General features: G+C 53.8%; 15 protein-coding genes. 6 read left to right on the top strand and 9 right to left on the bottom strand.

Annotation, left to right across the window (positions count from 1 at the left end):
• Positions 1–150 precede the first annotated feature (150 nt).
• Positions 151–708, bottom strand: coding sequence for a PIN domain-containing protein (locus A3C3_RS0123635; RefSeq protein ID WP_022717055.1), 558 nt, complete (start codon positions 706–708; stop codon positions 151–153).
• 172 nt (positions 709–880) lie between these two features.
• On the opposite strand from A3C3_RS0123635, the gene A3C3_RS0123630 reads away from it, so the two are divergent.
• On the top strand, positions 881–1,072 hold the full coding sequence (locus A3C3_RS0123630) for a hypothetical protein (protein ID WP_145611790.1): 192 nt from the start codon (positions 881–883) through the stop codon (positions 1,070–1,072).
• Between the two features lie 65 nt (positions 1,073–1,137).
• Here A3C3_RS0123630 and A3C3_RS39080 read toward each other — a convergent pair whose 3' ends face one another.
• Both A3C3_RS39080 and A3C3_RS0123620 read right to left on the bottom strand, forming a co-directional pair.
• Positions 1,138–1,965, bottom strand: a complete 828-nt coding sequence (locus A3C3_RS39080) for a hypothetical protein (RefSeq protein WP_022717053.1) — start codon at positions 1,963–1,965, stop codon at positions 1,138–1,140.
• Positions 1,962–3,152 carry a toll/interleukin-1 receptor domain-containing protein gene (locus A3C3_RS0123620; RefSeq protein WP_022717052.1) on the bottom strand — a complete coding sequence of 397 codons (1,191 nt, stop codon included), beginning with the start codon at positions 3,150–3,152 and terminating at the stop codon, positions 1,962–1,964. The genes A3C3_RS39080 and A3C3_RS0123620 overlap by 4 nt, the downstream gene beginning before the upstream one ends.
• A gap of 194 nt (positions 3,153–3,346) precedes the next feature.
• On the opposite strand from A3C3_RS0123620, the gene A3C3_RS45430 reads away from it, so the two are divergent.
• Entirely contained in the window at positions 3,347–3,679 is a 333-nt protein-coding gene (locus A3C3_RS45430; RefSeq protein ID WP_145611792.1) for a hypothetical protein, read from the top strand.
• 37 nt (positions 3,680–3,716) lie between these two features.
• A complete protein-coding gene (locus A3C3_RS0123615) occupies positions 3,717–3,974 on the top strand; it encodes a hypothetical protein (protein WP_145611794.1) in 258 nt (85 codons plus the stop codon).
• A 92-nt stretch (positions 3,975–4,066) separates the two neighbouring features.
• Here the strand turns inward: A3C3_RS0123615 and A3C3_RS0123610 are convergent, their stop codons facing one another.
• On the bottom strand, positions 4,067–6,802 hold the full coding sequence (locus A3C3_RS0123610) for a patatin-like phospholipase family protein (protein ID WP_233450616.1): 2,736 nt from the start codon (positions 6,800–6,802) through the stop codon (positions 4,067–4,069).
• Positions 6,803–7,129: 327 nt separating this feature from the next.
• Between A3C3_RS0123610 and A3C3_RS42715 the strand changes: the two genes are divergently transcribed.
• A complete protein-coding gene (locus A3C3_RS42715; protein ID WP_022717049.1) occupies positions 7,130–8,638 on the top strand; it encodes a TIR domain-containing anti-phage reverse transcriptase in 1,509 nt (502 codons plus the stop codon).
• Positions 8,639–8,683: 45 nt separating this feature from the next.
• Here A3C3_RS42715 and A3C3_RS0123600 read toward each other — a convergent pair whose 3' ends face one another.
• The 4 genes from A3C3_RS0123600 to A3C3_RS39065 form a co-directional block, all read right to left on the bottom strand.
• Positions 8,684–9,535, bottom strand: coding sequence for a toll/interleukin-1 receptor domain-containing protein (locus tag A3C3_RS0123600; RefSeq protein ID WP_022717048.1), 852 nt, complete (start codon positions 9,533–9,535; stop codon positions 8,684–8,686).
• Between the two features lie 562 nt (positions 9,536–10,097).
• The gene (locus A3C3_RS0123590; RefSeq protein ID WP_022717046.1) at positions 10,098–11,063 is read right to left on the bottom strand and encodes a TIR domain-containing protein; all 966 of its coding nucleotides are present in this window, start codon (positions 11,061–11,063) and stop codon (positions 10,098–10,100) included.
• A gap of 164 nt (positions 11,064–11,227) precedes the next feature.
• On the bottom strand, positions 11,228–13,114 hold the full coding sequence (locus A3C3_RS42710) for a KGGVGR-motif variant AAA ATPase (RefSeq protein ID WP_267903866.1): 1,887 nt from the start codon (positions 13,112–13,114) through the stop codon (positions 11,228–11,230).
• Positions 13,114–13,740 (bottom strand): toll/interleukin-1 receptor domain-containing protein, encoded by a 627-nt coding sequence (locus tag A3C3_RS39065; protein WP_022717044.1) that lies wholly within the window; start codon positions 13,738–13,740, stop codon positions 13,114–13,116. The genes A3C3_RS42710 and A3C3_RS39065 overlap by 1 nt, the downstream gene beginning before the upstream one ends.
• Before the next feature lie 271 nt (positions 13,741–14,011).
• Here A3C3_RS39065 and A3C3_RS39055 point away from each other — a divergent pair, with 271 nt between their 5' ends.
• Together A3C3_RS39055 and A3C3_RS0123565 are read left to right on the top strand one after the other, a co-directional pair.
• Positions 14,012–14,575: a hypothetical protein gene (locus A3C3_RS39055; RefSeq protein WP_145611795.1), complete on the top strand. Its 564-nt coding sequence runs from the start codon at positions 14,012–14,014 to the stop codon at positions 14,573–14,575.
• Between the two features lie 102 nt (positions 14,576–14,677).
• On the top strand, positions 14,678–15,193 hold the full coding sequence (locus A3C3_RS0123565) for a TIR domain-containing protein (protein ID WP_022717041.1): 516 nt from the start codon (positions 14,678–14,680) through the stop codon (positions 15,191–15,193).
• 593 nt (positions 15,194–15,786) lie between these two features.
• Here the strand turns inward: A3C3_RS0123565 and A3C3_RS43910 are convergent.
• Entirely contained in the window at positions 15,787–17,292 is a 1,506-nt protein-coding gene (locus tag A3C3_RS43910) for a toll/interleukin-1 receptor domain-containing protein (protein ID WP_233450618.1), read from the bottom strand.
• Positions 17,293–17,400: the final 108 nt, after the last annotated feature.

Genomic DNA, 17,400 nt, shown 5'->3' with positions numbered 1-17,400 from the left:
GCGTTGCACAGTTTACTTCGAGGCAGTGAGTAGACGCACTCCTGGGGGCCACGGATATGATCCGCACGGGATCGTTGTGGATAGCGGCACCGATGCTCGGTCTGGCCTGTCGACCAGTCAACAGATGAAGACTGTCGGAAACGTGGGACGTTAGGATGCCGTCCACATCAACTTTGCCAGCTCCTCATCTTCCGTATTCGCGGCCAAAGGATACTGATCAGCCAACGGTTCCATGCGGGTGTGCCACTGGTCTGTTAACGGATCGTATATCCCTGGTAGCGGATAGCACTCGTGGATCAGCATGAAATCTGCGACATTCATCGTTGCGATCGGTAACCGACGAACGAGCGCAGCCGCAGCTATATGAAGATCCTGGCCGCCCCGCAGCTTTTTCCTGCCGCCCGTTTGAGACAGTCCCTGGAGCCGAGGGTCGGCTGACAAAACGCCCCAGGTCTCACTGACTTCTCGGTCGGTCTCGATGATCGGTATTCCGGCTCGAACAAGCTGGTGGTACCAAGCGCTGAGCTTGACCGCCTTGATGGGGTTAGTGGCGCAGACCTTGGTTATCCCCATCTGCAATTCCATCAAGGCGCCTGCTGGCATGAAATAGTTGTCCGCCGCTTGGAGAAAACTGATCACGTTTTCCCTTGGACGGGGCAGGGCTGTTTCACTGATAACACAGGTATCGAGCAGAAAGGCTGTGGTCATATCGCGTCCCTCTGCGGAAAGCCTGCAGAAAGTATGGTTAATCGATCGCTAACGATTTTGGCGAAATATTACGGGCGCGGCCAGGCACCGGGAAATTGTCCTTTGACACGCCTCTACAGGAGCGGGATTCCGTGCTAAGGAAAAGTTCTCAGAATTCGAGATGATTCACCGGATGCCTTCCAAGGAAATCATTGTGATCGGCGAGCAGGACAAGGAAGTTGCCGATTTCCTTGAGAAGCTTCTTGCTGCCGGGACCTTGCGCGTTCAGATCGGTGCCAACGTTTTCGTCGTGAGAGTTTCCCCCGACTACGTCTCTCAATCCGCTCGGGATTTTTTGACCAAGGGCGGAGGCGTTGCCAAGTAGTGCCTGGCAGTTTCGAACCCGAGTTTCCGTCAAATGGAGTAGTCGGTAGAGAAATAGGTAAGCCCCTAAGCGCTCATGCCTCCTTGGGCAACGCGTTGAGTCTTCGTCAATCCTCTCAGGATCAAGACGATCGCTTGATCCACATGCGGCGTGCTCGCGAGAATCCTGTTCTCTTCTTCAGACAATCCGTTACTCAGATCGGTGCTGCTGAAGGCGCTGAACTTTTCACGGCCGGGCCATTCCCTGACGCCTCCTGGATCCAGTACGCCAATCGCTTCGGCGACATCACGAGCGCAGCCACCAAATCCGCCCATTACATACAGCGGCTGTCTTCCTTGAAGCGAATAAAGTGCCTCTTGCGCGATGCCCGGCATCTCTCCCTTGAATTTGTCGACGCGTCCTCCGAGAATTATTCTAGCGTGTGTCTCCGCGAGCATAGTTTGACGCATCGCTGAAAGCCCCTTCGCCCACTCGGGTTCAGTTGGCTCGTGGGCCGGGAGCTTATGACGTTCCTTCAGGTCGAGGATCTTGCCATCAATGTCCAAAAGCCGCAGCTCGGCGGTGCCTTCCAAGTCGGCTGCTACTTCATCCAGTTGCTCCGGCTGCTGAAGTATGTGAACAGGCCAGGCAAGATAATTTGTTACGGCCACTGAATTTGTGGCCTTGGTGTCTCGCCTATATCGGGCTGCAAGCTCGAACAGCACGTTGCTGAAGCCGTCAGCGCGAAGGTCCCCCCCGTAAACGAGTTTCGCTCCCAGGGCGAGCATGTGCCGTGCGATCTCCGCCATCGCGTCCCGGAGATGCTCGTTATGAAGGCCTAGACCGGGCATATCGGGACTTTCAGACGTGGACACCGCGATCGCTTTGTTATCCAGGATTTCGTGGTAGGTCATCGAACTGCTCCCGCCAACCACTCGGTGGCACTACGAAGTTGGATATGCGGCGCTATCGCATGGAAAAGGCGCTCTTCTTCCGCACCAAGAGGTGGGTCCGGATATACGATGACGGACGGCTCGCCATCGGTTGCGGGGACCAAGGCCGCGAGCGAAATCAGCTCAGGAGGTCGAGGAAGAAAAGTGATGTTCGGCTTAGCCATTGGACGCATCAGTTCAACCCGGCACTGCCATAGGAAATCTCGCAGGATTTCGTCCAGCAACGCGCGTATCACGACATCGACACGTTTAGTCTTTTTCCCTTCCAAGCGGATAATCGGGACATTTCCAAGGTACGGAAAGCCTCGCTCATCCTTGTCAGAGATGCAGTTCGCTATCACGAGCGGCCTATTGTGACGTTTCGCCTCGATGATTTCCCGTCGGCACCACTCCCTTGAGGAAAAGGAATCTGTGTGTATCGCGATGACCGCGCTCACCTCGATCTGTGTGAGCAGCACCTCCTGAAACTTCAGACCCGGAGGAATATCATATACATCGAAGAAACTTCCCAGGCCGTCACGTTTAGTCAGTTTGCTGCGGATCGCCTGCGCGACTTGCACTCCCGCGTCATTCTTGTCGTGTTTGGAGTGGCTCAGGAAGATGTCTACCTTCCTCAGGTATCCAAGAAGGGCCTGAGCAGTTTCGTTCGGCCGTCTGAGGTGTTCAAGGTAATGTCGGAGCATACGACAAAATTGGAAAGTCAGGTGGCCGATGAGGATCGCTGGCAAGTCCGCGTCCTTCTCTTTCCAGTCCGACCACCGTAGGATCTGCTCGTCAACCTGCAGTGCGCCGACAATGCCTTTTTCCATCGCGACCGGAAAGAGACGCGTCGAGAGTCCCGTCGCGTTGGTCTGCTCCGCAACAGTCCGGAGGAAATCCATCCACACTGCATCGCCAACGAAGTTCTTATCGGCGAGCACGACAACGGCCGATGTTTCGGCGGCTGAGAAATCGATTGGTAGCGGTTTGTCCGAACCGTCTGCGACAGCGAACCGATAAACGACGCTGATCCCCGTTCCGCCCGTGATCTTCTCGTAGCTTTCTCTACGGAAATGGTCGAACAGCGTTTTGGCCAATGCATGACCGGGGGCGAAGTCCGGATGCCAGACCACGTAAATCACGATGAACGGGCGTGCTAAATTTACCATGGGGCGTCTTGCTAATATAGTCGTTCGCGAGAAGGCATTGTCGCCACCGTAGCGCTAAGTACACTACCAAGCAAAGGGCATTGTAGGCCGCGTGGTCGCCTTGGAAGGAACTCAGCGTGCCGCTCAAAAAAGGTTGACGCTCCAGACAGTTCAACCAGCATTTCTTATCCCGAGTAAAAACTATCGATTTCAGGATGTGGGTTGATTTAAGTGATGCGGAAGTTGCGGCAGTCATTGCTGCGATGGGTCATGGTTCCGTTGTTGACAAGCTATGTGAACGTCCCAGCGCTGGCACCGGCGCTTTTGTGAACGCAGCCGAACAAGATGCGATTGACGGGATCTACGTTGAGCCTTTCGGCGTCGTCAAACGTGGTAAGTTCGGGGCGCACGTCATGTGCTGGCGCTGGGTTAGCTGGGGCAGCGACCGCCTACGAATCGCTGAACATTGCTCTGCAAATTGGCGCGTGACCGCTTCCGATCGCGACGGCATCAGGCATCTTTGGATGTACACCCCACGAGTGGCCTGATGATGAGGACATCGATCAAAACGACGCTATGTCGTGTGTGCTGATAGCACTGGAACATCTCACTAACCGGAAAAGCGATCCGACCAGTGATGAAGAACCGTTGTTCTGGCGGCTCAATCTCGAAGCCTACATCTACGGTGAAGTTGACCTGAGTGAAGCCGCGAAGATCCTGCGGATCATTCCTGAGAAGGTTGATGAAGTGGCTACCTCCCATCGTTTGACGATGGCAAAGACCGAAGGCGGTCTTCTTTGCTCCGCAGGGCTTGGCATTGCCAGGTTCGACCTCGTGGATTGAACACAGATGTCGAAAGACCTCTGCAGCTCATCGCGTCGCAAAGGTCCGCATCCGCCTGACGCCCGATGTCAGAAGCATGGAAAAAGAAGAACTCATGGGCCTGATGGTTTATCGATGTCCGCTTGGACGCCCGGATTGGGGGGGCGCGACGGCCCTCCCGCCTTTGCCGATGCCAGAGGGTCAAGGAAGCTCTTCCCGAGGCCGAGAAACCATTCTTCCAGTCCAACGTCGTCCTTGTCTTGGAAGCCCGTGATGGCAGGTAGAAACATCTTGTCACCCACATGTTCACCCAGAGCGCGGTACGCTTCGAACTGTACCTCGGTGAAGAACTGGTTTGCGGTGGGATGGTGAGGGAATGCTGGTTCGTCGAATTTATAGCGCCTGATAAATTCGCCTTCATTCCCGGTAAGTGAGAGCTTCAGATAGGCCAGATATCCGATTTCCTCACCGTGATCACCGGCGCCTGAAGGATATCGGATCCGGCAAAAGCGGAAGTGGGACCGGCTCAATCCGTCTTCGCCTTTGCGAAGATCGTCGAGGTCGGCTTCAATGACCACACCATGATCAATGTATGCGAGACGCTGAAGGTTGGTCAGCGCGTGAAAAGTCATCTGGCTATCGTTCTCTCCGTCGACGGCTACGATGAACCGGCAGCGGCGCCGCAGCAATTCATAGACGCCCAAATTTTCAATATGGCCGCCGTCGGAAATGTTCAGAAAAGCGCCCTTTTCGTCGGCGGAAGCAAATAGCTCTTTTTGAAGATTCCAAAGATTGGGAAAGTAACGAACGGGAACCTGCGAGCGCGGGTTTTTCAGCCAAAGGTTCAGCCGCAGGTTTAGTAGGGTGAGCCAGAAACTTCCGTATCGATTGGTCTTCAGTCCCATCTGAGGGGAAACCGCCGCTCCAGAGAGCGCCATTGCGGAGGCTAGATCCAGTTGCTTTCCATTCGCCTCTTCCCAGGCGGACATCGCCGAGTGACCGATTAGATTTGCTCCGGCACTTACGGGTGTGAAAGAGAAGAGATCAGATTGCCGCCCGCGCATTTCGGGCATTTTCGAATTGGGCACGTTCAGGGCGCAGTTGATGATGGGGAACATTGCCCGCTCAGCTTCGAAATCGGTCATCTTCATCGGAGACGCCGGTTCAGCTCTGCTGTCTAGCAGGAATGCCTTTGCAAGCTTTGTTCGGTAGTAGTGGTGCAGGGATGTTGTGTTTGCGCTGAATGTTATGAACAGGACGGCGCCCGCAGCGACAATCGGAGCCACGATCTGCAGCGTTTGTCCGTAGTCTTGTCCACCGTTCAGAATCTGGAAGAAAAACCCTTCGCTGAGCACGATGAAGATGATCGTGGCCGCGCTCATAAGCGCTGGGCGGGTGCGACTGAAACCTATGAAAAGCGCACAACCAATCGATAGGGTGGCTCCAAAAAGCAGTAGGAACACCAGCGCATACCCCATGAGCAAGGACCTGTCGGGTAACCAGGTCTCCCGGATCCATGTGGCCCCTCCATTTGCAGCTTGAATCACCGCCAAAAGCGGGGCGAGCAACAGACCGGCGCACAGCCATGGGTTCAATCCGTTAAGGAACCGACGTGATGTTGGCACTAGACTTCGGCCAACCTGCAACGCTATTGCCCAGACAAAGAAAGCGATCAGGCAACTAAACGCCAGGGACGCTACAAGGCTGCTCGGGATTAACTGGGCAAGGACGATCTGCGCGTTGGCTAAAAGCGATATAAGGAGCACCAAAAGCAGCAAGTTGATAAAGATGCCTTGTGCTTGGAACATCGCGACCGAGAAGCGCTCCCAAGCTCCGCCGGAGAGGAAGCTGGCTCCATGGCGGAGACGTTGCAGTAGAAGGGATTCTCCTTCCTCACGCTTGAACGGTAAATCGGACGCGCGAAGAGAAACTTTCGGGTTCTTGGGGTCTTCCAGCTTGGACTTGGGAGAGCCAAGCAATTGCGTAAGGAACGAGCCGGTGTATCCTCCTCCGGACACCGTCGATAGGTAATCGAATTGAGGCAGCAGGTTTCGCCTCGACAGTGAGACAAGGACGCCCATTGCGAATGTCGCGCTCCTGATCCCGCCACCCGAGAGGGCCAAACCCGAAGACCATTTCTCATCCTTGAGATTATAAAATTTACGCCGAGCCTTTACGAATTTCTCCTCGCTTGCTCGAAGTCGGTCCAGCTCGGCGGCGTATTCTTTCGTTCGAGGTCGGACCACGGCCACGGAAGAAGGCTCGCCCATCGGCTTCCAGACCGCCTGTCTCGGCGTGACGAATTGGTCGGCCATCTCCTTCTCGATTGCGTCGTCGCCTGGCCGCGACACCTCCCGTGCATCGTACCATTCCGCGCCTACGACCTTGGCCAAAAGCGTGTCCAGTGCGAGCAATTTCTTCTGCACAGACCGGAGTTCCGCGCGGAAGACATCACTGCTGTCCAACGCTCTCAGGTCACCTTTGTTGGCCTTGGCGTGCCATTTCGCGGTGAATGGCCGAACATGGGTATTGAGGACGTGCCAGACGATGGTCTCGAAGATGTAGGCGCCAGCGGCAGCCTGTGTCAGCGTCCGGGCTGTTCCAAAAAGGCTGTAAATGCTTTTCAAGGCAGCTTTTTCGCTGCCCTCGTTATAAGCTAGCGGCTGTGTGCTGATGCGGGAGATCAGCTCGACGTGCAATGAGTATGCCGCGTTTCGGTCACTGTCGGGGGGATCCAACCATTCACGATGACCGTACGCTTCGAAAAATTTGTCATCGAACAGTGGATCGTCGCCACCCCAAGCGGACAGTGCGTCGCGCCACAGAACCTTTCCCGCATCTTCCAACATTGTCGCTGAAACCCATCCTGTCGCACATCCAAGGGTAAACAACATCGATTCCACATTTGCCGCAACCTTTCCTTGCTGGCCGCCAGGTATCTGTGGCGCTTGAACAAACCCGTGTGAAATTGCGGGGACATGGATTTCATCGTGGAAAAGTTGTGCCGAAGCTTGACAAGATCGCTCATGCTGACTTGTTATTGTCCCGAGGCTTGACCCTCTAGTTGGTGCCGGTGAATTCACGGCAACTCGCTGAAACGTCAGTACACATCCGCGCGGGCCGGTGCGCTATGCTCGATGCGGTGACACGGGAAGGTACAGAGCGAGGGTCAAGCCTTGAACGTCTTCATTTCCTCGCTTGAGGACCCCATTGTCTCGCTCAGATTTGCGCATTCAGTACAAGACGTCGCGTCCGTTCTGGGATTGGATCCCGCCAGATTCTTTTACGTGGTCCAAAACGCTGACAATGGTAGCTATTACAAGCAATTCCAGATCCCCAAAAAGAAGGGCGGAAAGCGAGACATTTCAAAGCCGGTGAGGGGCCTCGCTTTGGCGCAAGACCGTTTGGCCGCGATACTTGCCCAGAAATATTCTCCGAAGCAGTACGTCAAAGGTTATGTGAAAGGTGAATCTTTTCTGACGAACGCGCAATATCACGAGCGTCAACGATGGATTCTCAATATCGACATCAAGGATTTCTTTCCTTCAATTAATTTCGCGCGGGTCCGCGGCTTGTTCATGTCGAGCTATTTCGGTTTCAATGATCGGGTAGCAACCATCCTGGCCAGGATAACGACGTTTAACGACGGACTTCCGCAGGGAGCAACGACCTCACCAATCATCGCGAATTTGATCGCGCACAATCTGGATAAGAAACTCTTGTCGATCGCCATCAGCGAGAGGCTGCGTTATTCCCGATATGCCGACGACATTACGTTCTCTTCAAATCAAAAGACCGTTCCGGCTTCCGTAATTAGATCATGGGAGCCTCTCCACGGCGAACGCTCGGTGGAATTGGGAAATGCGATCCGTGAGGCATTTCGCTCAGCCCGTTTCGAGGTGAACGAGGAAAAGACCCGCATTCTTTTCTCCAGTGAGCGACAGGAGGTAACGGGCCTTATCGTAAATCGAAAGGCAAACGTCTGGAGAGGAGATGTTGCACTCTTGCGCATGAAGCTTCATTCCGCGCGTGTGCATGGAGCACAGAATGCTGCAAAGCTCTGGCTCAAGACCACGGACAATCCCGACCATTTCTGGCGTCATATCGAGGGGTGGTTGGCATACATCTCTCAAGTGAGGGGACGGGACGATCCTGTTACCGCGAAACTTTGCAAGATGGCGGTTCTTAGCGGCCTGAAAGGCGCTGAATGGATTGAAAAGTATGCGGACATGGTTCGAGAATTCGATGTCTTTCTATCTCATGCCACCGAAGACAAGCCAACGGTAGTAAAGCTTAAAAGGAAGCTCGAAAGCCTTGGCATCAAGGTTTTTTTCGATGTGGACAGCATCCAGTGGGGCGATTCTATTGTCGAAAAGATCAACCATGGTCTTTTGAAGTCCAGCTTCTTTGTTCCCTTCCTGTCTGACACTTTTTCCGCAAAAGGTTGGACAAACAAAGAGCTGAACTCCGCGATAGCGATGAATATAAACCGAAAGGGTCGAATACTGCCGATATGTGAAGCCAACTTCTCGATCGCTGACAATTATCCGCTTTTGAACGAAACTCTCTATCAAAGATGGCCCGAAGATCCGGCGCTGGAGGCTGCGTTCGTCACGTCTGTTGCGGACCAGATTCTGAAAATCGTACAGCAGGAGAAAAGCAAACCCAACGATCTCAGTGACTGACCAAATGTGCGACATTGGATTAGCAGCATGACCAGCACCGACCAATCATCCTTTGACGATCTCAACCAGCTTCTCGACGATTTCATCAACGGTCAGGCTGGCTGTGGTCAATGCGAGTTTCCCCGCAAGGGTAGGGGCGTTCTTCAAAACCTCGTCTTTTGAGATTTTGTGCCATATCGGCAAGATTCTGGATCGGCCATCCATTTCGAGTCCAAACAGTCCGTCCAGCTCGCGCTTTGGCCATTCCTTTTTGAAGAATGCTTCCGATAGCACCACGACCGCGAAGCTCGAATTTGCCAGCCCGTGTTCGATACGCTCGCGAAGGCTCTCGCCCCACTGAATGGATTTGGCGTCGTAAAAGACTGACAAACCAGCCGCTGTCGACTTTTCAGCCAGTTCGTGAACGAGTTCTTCTTTATCCTCTGAAGCGTGGGATATGAACACGTCGAAGCTTTCAGTCGAGCTATCAGTTTGGAGTTCGGCTACCCGTCGCGAGGAAATTGCCGAAACGACGCGATTATCGATATCCTTTTGTCGACGTAGCTGCTCCGCCTGCTTTCGCTCGATCTCTTTGGAGACCTTGACCCGCTCCTTTTCTTCCTCCTTGGAAAGAGCGGTCTGAGCTTTCAGAAGCTCAGCATTTTTGTTGGCAATATCCTTTGCTATCGCGGCGCGTTTCGTTGTTGCGGCCGTCGCGTCCTTTTGGGCGTTTTCCGCTTCCCTTCTCTTTGATTGCATTGTCGACAGGGATTTGGTTTTTCCTGCTTCCATGGAGGCCCGGTTCGCCTTTACCTGCGCATCAAGCTCTTTTTTTGCCTCCTGGGCATCTTTCTTTCGGAGATCGGCGAGCTGGTTCTGCAACCGATTGATACCCGAATGTATCGACGAGATGCTCATAGTAGTCCCAAAGTTGCGGTTTAGTTCGACGGATCGATTGGAAGGGTAAGATTCCCTCAGGTCCGTCTCTGGCGCAGTTTCTCCAATCGATCATGTCTTGGGTGAAGGCGATGACCAAAGCACCCGCTTTGAAAAGCCCTCGCCCAAGACCACCTGCCATCTGGAAAATCCCGCTCGATAGTCACCAGTGGGAGGAAGACTGTCTTGCAAGGTCACGTAGGCGGCTGACATTGAACGGTCTGCCTTGGCGCGGATTGACAGTCGCGTCCCGCCTCGAACGATTGCGCCAATTTGATTTCCAAGGAAAGGATCGAAGCAACTTGTCTCGTCGACCTCGATCCGAACGTTGGGGATGAGCAGACCGTGCCAGTTCTCGCTTTCAGCCGTCAGGAAATATTCATTTGCGAATTGGCCCGAAAGAAGCACTGCGGCAGGTTTATTCTCAATGTGTCCGATGAGGACGGTTTGCTCATGTTCCGTGCGCGGCAAAATGAGACTGGTCGGCGAAGCGTCCTTGAAAGCGCCGACTGTAAATTCATGTGCTGACAGCATGGATAGTTCCTCAGTAACGATTGCCCTTCAGGGGCCGGATCAAAATGTCCCAGAGCGCCTCAGCCGCGCCTTCCTGAGAGAGCTTCTGGTCCCGACGGCCGCCGAACGAGGACATTCCGATGGTCTTTAGATACAAGGAATCGTCATCAGCTTCGACGCTCACGGACTCGTTCATGCTGTTGCTTTCGGTAGTCTCGCCTTGAACGTAATTGATACCGTTGCCCCAGCTGCCACCCATATAAATTGTGCCTCGTGAGACATCTTTTCCGTTTTTGTAGATTGTCGCGAAGAACCTATTGGCATCAACACGACGAAACACGCCCTCGTATCCGGGATTGCGATCCGCCAGCTCATTCAGGGAGTTTTCGAAGAAGCGTGCGACATAATCAAACGTCTCGTGCCTGAACGCATCCTTATCGCGCGGCGTGAATTGTTTGGCCAAGCTCAAGTTGCTTGATCGCGGACCTGGCGAGTGGCGTCGTGTACCTGGGGCTATTGAAGTAGCCGGGGTTTGCGCCACCGGAGCCGCGCCACGGCCGTTCACACGTTCCGCTGCTCCGCGTACTGCTTGAGCCACTTCAAGCAAGGCGGCGTCGATGTCAGTCCACTGCGTGACAGGCTTACCATCCTCTGGAACACCTTTGAGTTTGCCGAACGGTGCGTGCTTCCAATCGCATGCCCGCAGGATGACTGGGATCACAATTGCTTCCCCACGCGCCTGCCGCTCCATCGCTCGTGTCATCTCGATGTCGTAGCAATAGTCCGATGCAAGGAAATCGGCGCTGATCAGAAGGAGAATGATGTCGTCGGTGTTGATGTGTTCATCTATTTCCTTCGCGAAATCGTTTCCCGCGCCGACGCGCCGGTCATGCCAGGTCTCGATTACGCCTTGTCGCTTCAGCATCGAAAGCTGTGTTTCAAGCTTGTCGCGCAGATCTTTATCAACGTGGGAGAAGGAGAAGAAAACGCTCGGCATCGCTGTCTCTTTGTGTAGGTGCACATCAGATGTTAGCGAAGAGCTGCGGGGGGTGTCATTCCCTTTCAACCAGGCAGGAGTCGTTAGGCACAACTTTGATGCAACCCGACGCTCTCCACACGGGCGGCACACCCATCTCTGCAGCCAGCTTTTTTGACGTTGTGCTAACGAACCTCAATCGAGGCCTTTTCGTAATCGAGCAACGTCGTTCTTCCCTCGATCAACCTTACAATGACAGAGAACGTTTCTCCGGCGCTGTCCTCTAGATTAAAAGGCCTATCCAACTGGAACTGAACTGGCTGAGGTTTACCATCATCCACGGCGATGTTGTCGGCATAGATATAGGTTCGATTTGAAGTGTCGCGTATTGGGTTGAGCCTGCCGTTCAGATCCGGAATGTAACCAGTCGACTGAATTATAAGTGAACCTCGTCTTCGGTCGCGTCGGAGCCTCACGTTTACCTGCTTTCCAGGGGTGAAATCCTTGATGATTTTCGATGAAAATTCCGGGTGGGCAACTAAAATTTGATATGATGTTCCTGTCACGAGCTTCAAGGTCGCATTTCCATCAGTATCCGTGGTGCTTTCGATGACTGTACCATTATCGGCGAGCGCACAAACTTGAGCACGTACGACAGGGATATCGCCATCGGATGTGACACGAAGTGACAACTGAGAGTTATCTGGAACCGCGGCGGCTGGTGGCCGAATTCTCTCCCAGATTAAGTCGGCTGCCGTCTCCGGATCATGCAGGATTCCGTAACGATACTGGCGAACAAAAGATGGAAGCTCCTGAGGCACAGCGTTCGGCAAGACGAATGGAATGAATTGCCGCTCGACTTCATCGGATGCGGCCTGCCGCATAAATAGACGAGCGTCGTCGCTCATGAACTTGTTGTCACGGTCGCTTCTACCAAAGAGCAGCACGAAGTGGGTGGCGGTTTCCATTGCGCGACCGGCGATGTCAATCTCAAGCTCACCTGGCTGGCGGAGATCCTCTAGTAGCACACTAACGCCTCGCCGCATCAGTGAATTGGTAATCTGGCGTGCCGCGTCACGGTTTTCGGTTGAGTAACTGATGAAGACCGAGTTTTCCGAAGGTCGTCCAAGGCGTTGCGCCGCTCCCACATATTCGTCTCGCGATTCAACCAGCAATCTCGTTTGGCCGAGCCGGTGAGCAAGAAGCGCAGCAATGGTTTCCATGCTGTAGTTTATGCTCGACGTATCAAAGCTCCGGTCCTCGACCGCTGATATTCGCTCACCGAAGCTCCAGAACGGGACGTATGGGATCGTAGTGGCTTGAACCAATTTCTCGACCGGCGCGTCCTTGTTTGCCCAACCCTCGTAAAACGCCTTGAGCGTGCTGACGAAGCGGGTGCGCCATTTCGAGGATAGATCGTATTCAACCTGCGACTCGAACCGGGCCGGAATTGGCAGAAGCAACAGTCGCGACCTATCGATAGCGAGATCATTTCTGATTTTTGCAGCGCGGTTGGCTACCATCGTCGCGCCGCCAAGGCTTTGCTCATTCGCGGTAAAAAGGAAAGCCAGAATGTCGGGAAGCTGAGCGGTCACGATGCCGGAAAAATCCGTTACGCCCGTCCGCGCGTCGATCAGAACGAAGTCGTATTCACTACGCAGCTCATCGAACATCGTTTCGAGTGCGTCGCCTAGCCCTTGCTTATAAAGTTTCTCCCAGTCCAATTTTTGGACCCGACGCATGTAATTGGCGTCAGCATGGCCAGCCTTAATGAATTCGACGCCTGCCAGCTCTGGTTTGCGTAATCGCTGAACGAGCTGCCGCCATTCCAGTGGAACCGTCCTCGTTTTGGCGAATTCAGTAAGTAGTTCGACCATTCCGCCATCGCGCGGGTTCACTTCAGGAGCGAGATACGGTCTGAAAAAATCCTCAAGACCTGGCGCCTCAAGGTCCCAATCGATGCAGAGGACTCGAAAACCCCAACGGCCTAACAGTGTCGCAACGTTTGCCAACGCAAATGACCGGCCGACGCCTCCCTTATATGAATAGAATGTAACTACGGTTCCAGCCATCATAGCAAGGGTAGTCCGATCTGGGGATTGTTGACGATGACGGCCGACGGGTCAGCGAGCGGAAAAAGAGAATCCCACTGCGGAGCTTGTGCAATTCGTTCCTCGACTTCGTCGGCGATGGCCTTGACCTCGTCATGAAAGTCCAAATACTTCGGCGAATCCCTGAAGGCTTCCCAAGGATAGTTCATGTTACTTAAATCGCGCGACTGCGTGTTCTGGGCGCGTGGATCAAAGTTCCTGCCGTCCGAGAACACGACCGGGTAGACCAGCCCGTTCGGGTGAGCTTTCCCTTGAGTTTTTAGAAATGCCTCGCGTTGCAACATGCTTTCCCACTCGGCCATGCACCAATCAGACTTGAAGTATGGTGGTGTCCATACCGCCACCATCACGCGGCTTCGCAAAAGCGCGTCTCGAATATTCTGGGGCCATTGCACCCCGGTAGGCTGAGCTGAGTCGACAAATATCTTGGGGTCCTCTTGCAGAAGGCCCTGAAGGTGACCGCGAAACATCGGCAGAAAGTGTCTTTCTATCCAAGCTGGTACGTGCCCCTTGCGCGGATAACTGAGGAAGACGTCCCATTGGTAAGACACCGTACTGCAAGTCCCTATTTGTGGCTCGGAGGTCATGTTTCAGCGCGACCGCAATCATTCGTGTCAAAAACGACAACGCAATGCAACCTCAATTATCAGGCTATGGCGGGTCATCCTCAATCAAGCGAAGACCAGGCGATGAGCAAATCGCTACAGCTTAGGCTGTAAGGCTGATTGCCACAGGCGACCCGTAATAAGTCGTTGACATCCCAAATTCCGTTCCGTATTTGTTCAGGCATGGAAAACTTTGCTCGCACGCCAATACGAATAGCACACTGAAACTGTCCGCGCTCGCGGATGTTTCCGGTTGTTTGTGTTTTCGAGGGTTCATGATGAGCGTTTCCGCTTCCTCAAACGGCGACACTTTGCCGCTACCACCTCCAAACTTTTTCATTCCATTTATTGTGTTGGCCCGACGATCTTCCGCGACCAACTGGCCCATGATGTTGCGTGCCCGCTGGACGTTGATGCAGATGTAACTTCCTGGTCCTGCATGCCGATCGCGCTCGACCAAGGCGACGATCGATACCAGCCAGATTTCCTGGTAGAGCGAGCCGAAGGCTCTATTTTGATCGATGGCCACCGCCGCGAAGGCCCCCGCCAAGCTGGGTTCGTTCAGCTGCTGTGGTGGCGGGATATCGCTACGAAACAGTTGAGTTCGGCGGAAATCGCTCTATCGCAGGCCGCGTGGTTTATGAAACTCACCCAAGCTGAATTTTGGCACTGGCGCTGGACGAGCGATCCGAGGCTATCGCCCTCGAAGGCTCTCTATGGCGCTGCCATTGAACACATTGATGCCGCTACGATATCGCTCAGCGCGGCAGCCCAGCCGCTCGATGACGGCGTCAGGGCGGAAGCGGATGCGCAGTAGAATGAATTCAATGTAGATTATTCAAGAGCGCGATTTGATATATTGCATCACCAAGGCAATCGCCGTCGACGATTGATAAAGACCCAATAGAAAGGGGCGTAAATGAGCTTCTTCCCATATCAGCCGGTACGACGAAAGGTGTTTGTTAGCTATCACCATCGAAACGACCAGGATTACTACGATGGGTTCTCAAAATTCTTCGATGACGACTACGAAATGATCGCGGACAACTCTCTGGCGCGTGCGATCGATAGCTCCAGTTTCGATTACATTATGAGGCGGATCCGAGAAACCCGCCTCCACGGCAGCTCTTGCACGATTGTTTTGTGCGGGGCTGAGACGCTCAATCGCCGCTACGTCGATTGGGAGATTCAAGCTTCACTCGATCAGCAGATGGGAATTGTCGGGATAGGACTTCCTACGATCATATGGGAAGGGCAGGGAACGCGGAAGCCTGGCCGCTTACAGGATAACATTGACACCGGCTATGCGAGCTGGACGCTTTGGGAAAAGCTAGGCCCGAACCCCGCTCTTCTCAGCCAGCTGATAGAACAAACACTCGCGGCGCCGAAGCGCCTGATCAATAACGACCGTCCACGGATGCAACGAAACGCGTGAGCTGACGTGAGCCGAGGGGATAATCAGCCAACGTCTCGACGCTGTTCCCAGGATGCAAAAAAATTCTGACATCACTTTACGGTTTTCTTCGCGTCGCACTTCACGGGCTGCCCGCTCAATTTCCCGTCTTTCTTCTTGGGCGAGACGAGGAAGCTTTTTCCTGCCTTTGTGAGTATGCTGCTTTCGGCGCTCCCACTCGCGCAGATGTTCTTTTCGCTTCTTAACCGCGATCTTGTTCGATCTTCGGAATATGCAATTCGACGTTACCCGGTGAAAATCCGAGCAATGGGTCGATGGGTGCAAGAAATCGCTTCATGGGTTTGCTTGGCGTCGCGTCCCACAAATCGCTGAGAAAGTGATCAATGGACTGTCGGCATCCGTAGATATTGCAGCCTGAGAAATGTAGCTTTGTCGAGGTCGGACGTTTGACTCACGTTGTGTCCTCACTTGTGCTTGTACCGCCAGGCCGACTACTTGTCGGCATCTTGGAACATGCAAGGAGGAAGAAATTGCTTGCCTACGATCTGCCCGCTTCCATTTCGGATGGTCATTGTGACCTCCAATGGCGTGACATACTCCTCGGAATCTAGTTCCTAACGCCACGGACGGGGTGAACTTGAACTCCAGCTCTCTCGCCCCAGACCATCCCTGAGTGCATATACGTTCCAGTGTTCTTTCGATGGTAGCTTTCTCTCGTACCCATAATGGATCCATTGAGGAATGACCCACCGGAAATACACACTCTCGTCTCGCCCGTTATCTTGGAGCCTTTCTGCGGCGTTCCTTGGCAGAACAACGTATTCATATACGTTTTCATTTTCTCCGACCCGTGAAAGAAGAAAGTGATCTTCACCGAACACATGAGCGCCCAACGCACTGTTTTCTGGTTCGAGGTCGATCAGCCAGTCTGGCACGCGAGGCAGTGTTGGAAACGCCGAGTGGTCCTTCCAGTCAGGATCGGGAAGGAACTGGTCACCGCGCTGTAATAGGCGAATAAGCTGCAGGGCATTGAAGCCCGCGAGCTGCGTCAATACCTCGATCTGAGTGCTCTCGCACTCGCTCTCCACGCAAGCCTGAGCGGCACGCATTTTCTGGGGTGCGGCATCTACTTCTTTCTGAATTAGATCTCGCAGATGTCGCAGCCTTCTCCTTGTTCGAGTTGCCCATTTTTGAAAATCGGGCATGGTCCACTGCTCTGGTTTTCGTGCTTCAAAATTGCGATCAAATGTCGTCCACCATTCGTCGTATCGCTTTAGCTCTTCGAGAATGGAAGCGTGCCAATGTATCTTGGCTAGCGGTGCGCCGGACTTGACCACCTGGGCAACCGAATGCACGTTCACGATACAATCCTCATCGAAATAAATGTCAGAAGTGGTTGCGGAACGATCCAGCATGCTCGTCTCGACGCTGTGCGGCAACGTCTGGACCGGCGATACAATCGCCCGGCGTCGCTCAGCGGCCCGCCCCGCCGCATCTCGCACAGCCTGGGCAACCTGCAAGAAAGCGGCGTCAACATCAGACCATTGTTTTATGGGGCGGCCATCCTCTGGAACGCCTTTGAGCTTGCCGAAGGGCGCGTGTTTCCATTCGCACGCCCGCAGAATAACCGGGATCACGATCGCTTCCCCACGCTCGTGCCGCTCCATCGCACGCTTCATCTCGATGTCGTAACAATAGTCAGAAGCAAGGAAATCCGCGCTGATCAAAAGGAGAATGATGTCGTCGCCGTCTATATGCTCATCGATTTCCCGCTCGAAGGCATCACCGGCGCCAACGCGTCGGTCATGCCATGTCTCGATCACGCCCTGCCGTTTTAACACCGAAAGCTGCTTTTCGAGTTGATCCCGAAGTGCTGCATCGACATGTGAATAGGAGAAGAATACGCTCGGCATCGTGATCTCGTATTGAAGGCGATCATGTTTACGTTGTTGGCGACGGCATGGTGCGTCGGCCAGCAGATGCACCCGCAAATAAAACACAGATTTTGTTGCCGTTATCAATATAATTTTGTCGTTTAAAACATGTGGACCGACCGGAGCCCGCTCTACCTCTTGTCGGCAGATTTGGCGTCCAAGCTCGGAGATCTTTTGCGCGATCAAAAGCTCTCTGTTTATGTGGACAAGTACGATGATCCGGCAATGACGCCTGACACAATGTGACGAAAGAAACCAGCTAAGCGAGTTATTCACCTATTTTAAGTAAGTGTC

Origin of the sequence: Rhizobium mongolense USDA 1844 (assembly GCF_000419765.1) — a bacterium.
Classification (GTDB): Bacteria; Pseudomonadota; Alphaproteobacteria; order Rhizobiales; family Rhizobiaceae; genus Rhizobium; species Rhizobium mongolense.
The sequence above is the reverse complement of the archived record's forward strand: the minus strand, read 5'-3'. Positions and strand labels throughout refer to the sequence as shown.

Coding starts and splice junctions, on each gene's coding strand:
- A3C3_RS45430 (WP_145611792.1), top strand. CDS start 3,347: ATGTGGGTTGATTTAAGTGATGCGGAAGTTGCGGCAGTCATTGCTGCG.
- A3C3_RS0123635 (WP_022717055.1), bottom strand. CDS start 708: ATGACCACAGCCTTTCTGCTCGATACCTGTGTTATCAGTGAAACAGCC.
- A3C3_RS42710 (WP_267903866.1), bottom strand. CDS start 13,114: ATGGCTGGAACCGTAGTTACATTCTATTCATATAAGGGAGGCGTCGGC.
- A3C3_RS39080 (WP_022717053.1), bottom strand. CDS start 1,965: ATGACCTACCACGAAATCCTGGATAACAAAGCGATCGCGGTGTCCACG.
- A3C3_RS0123565 (WP_022717041.1), top strand. CDS start 14,678: ATGAGCTTCTTCCCATATCAGCCGGTACGACGAAAGGTGTTTGTTAGC.
- A3C3_RS0123630 (WP_145611790.1), top strand. CDS start 881: ATGCCTTCCAAGGAAATCATTGTGATCGGCGAGCAGGACAAGGAAGTT.
- A3C3_RS0123590 (WP_022717046.1), bottom strand. CDS start 11,063: ATGCCGAGCGTTTTCTTCTCCTTCTCCCACGTTGATAAAGATCTGCGC.
- A3C3_RS0123610 (WP_233450616.1), bottom strand. CDS start 6,802: ATGTTGGAAGATGCGGGAAAGGTTCTGTGGCGCGACGCACTGTCCGCT.
- A3C3_RS39065 (WP_022717044.1), bottom strand. CDS start 13,740: ATGACCTCCGAGCCACAAATAGGGACTTGCAGTACGGTGTCTTACCAA.
- A3C3_RS0123620 (WP_022717052.1), bottom strand. CDS start 3,152: ATGGTAAATTTAGCACGCCCGTTCATCGTGATTTACGTGGTCTGGCAT.
- A3C3_RS0123600 (WP_022717048.1), bottom strand. CDS start 9,535: ATGAGCATCTCGTCGATACATTCGGGTATCAATCGGTTGCAGAACCAG.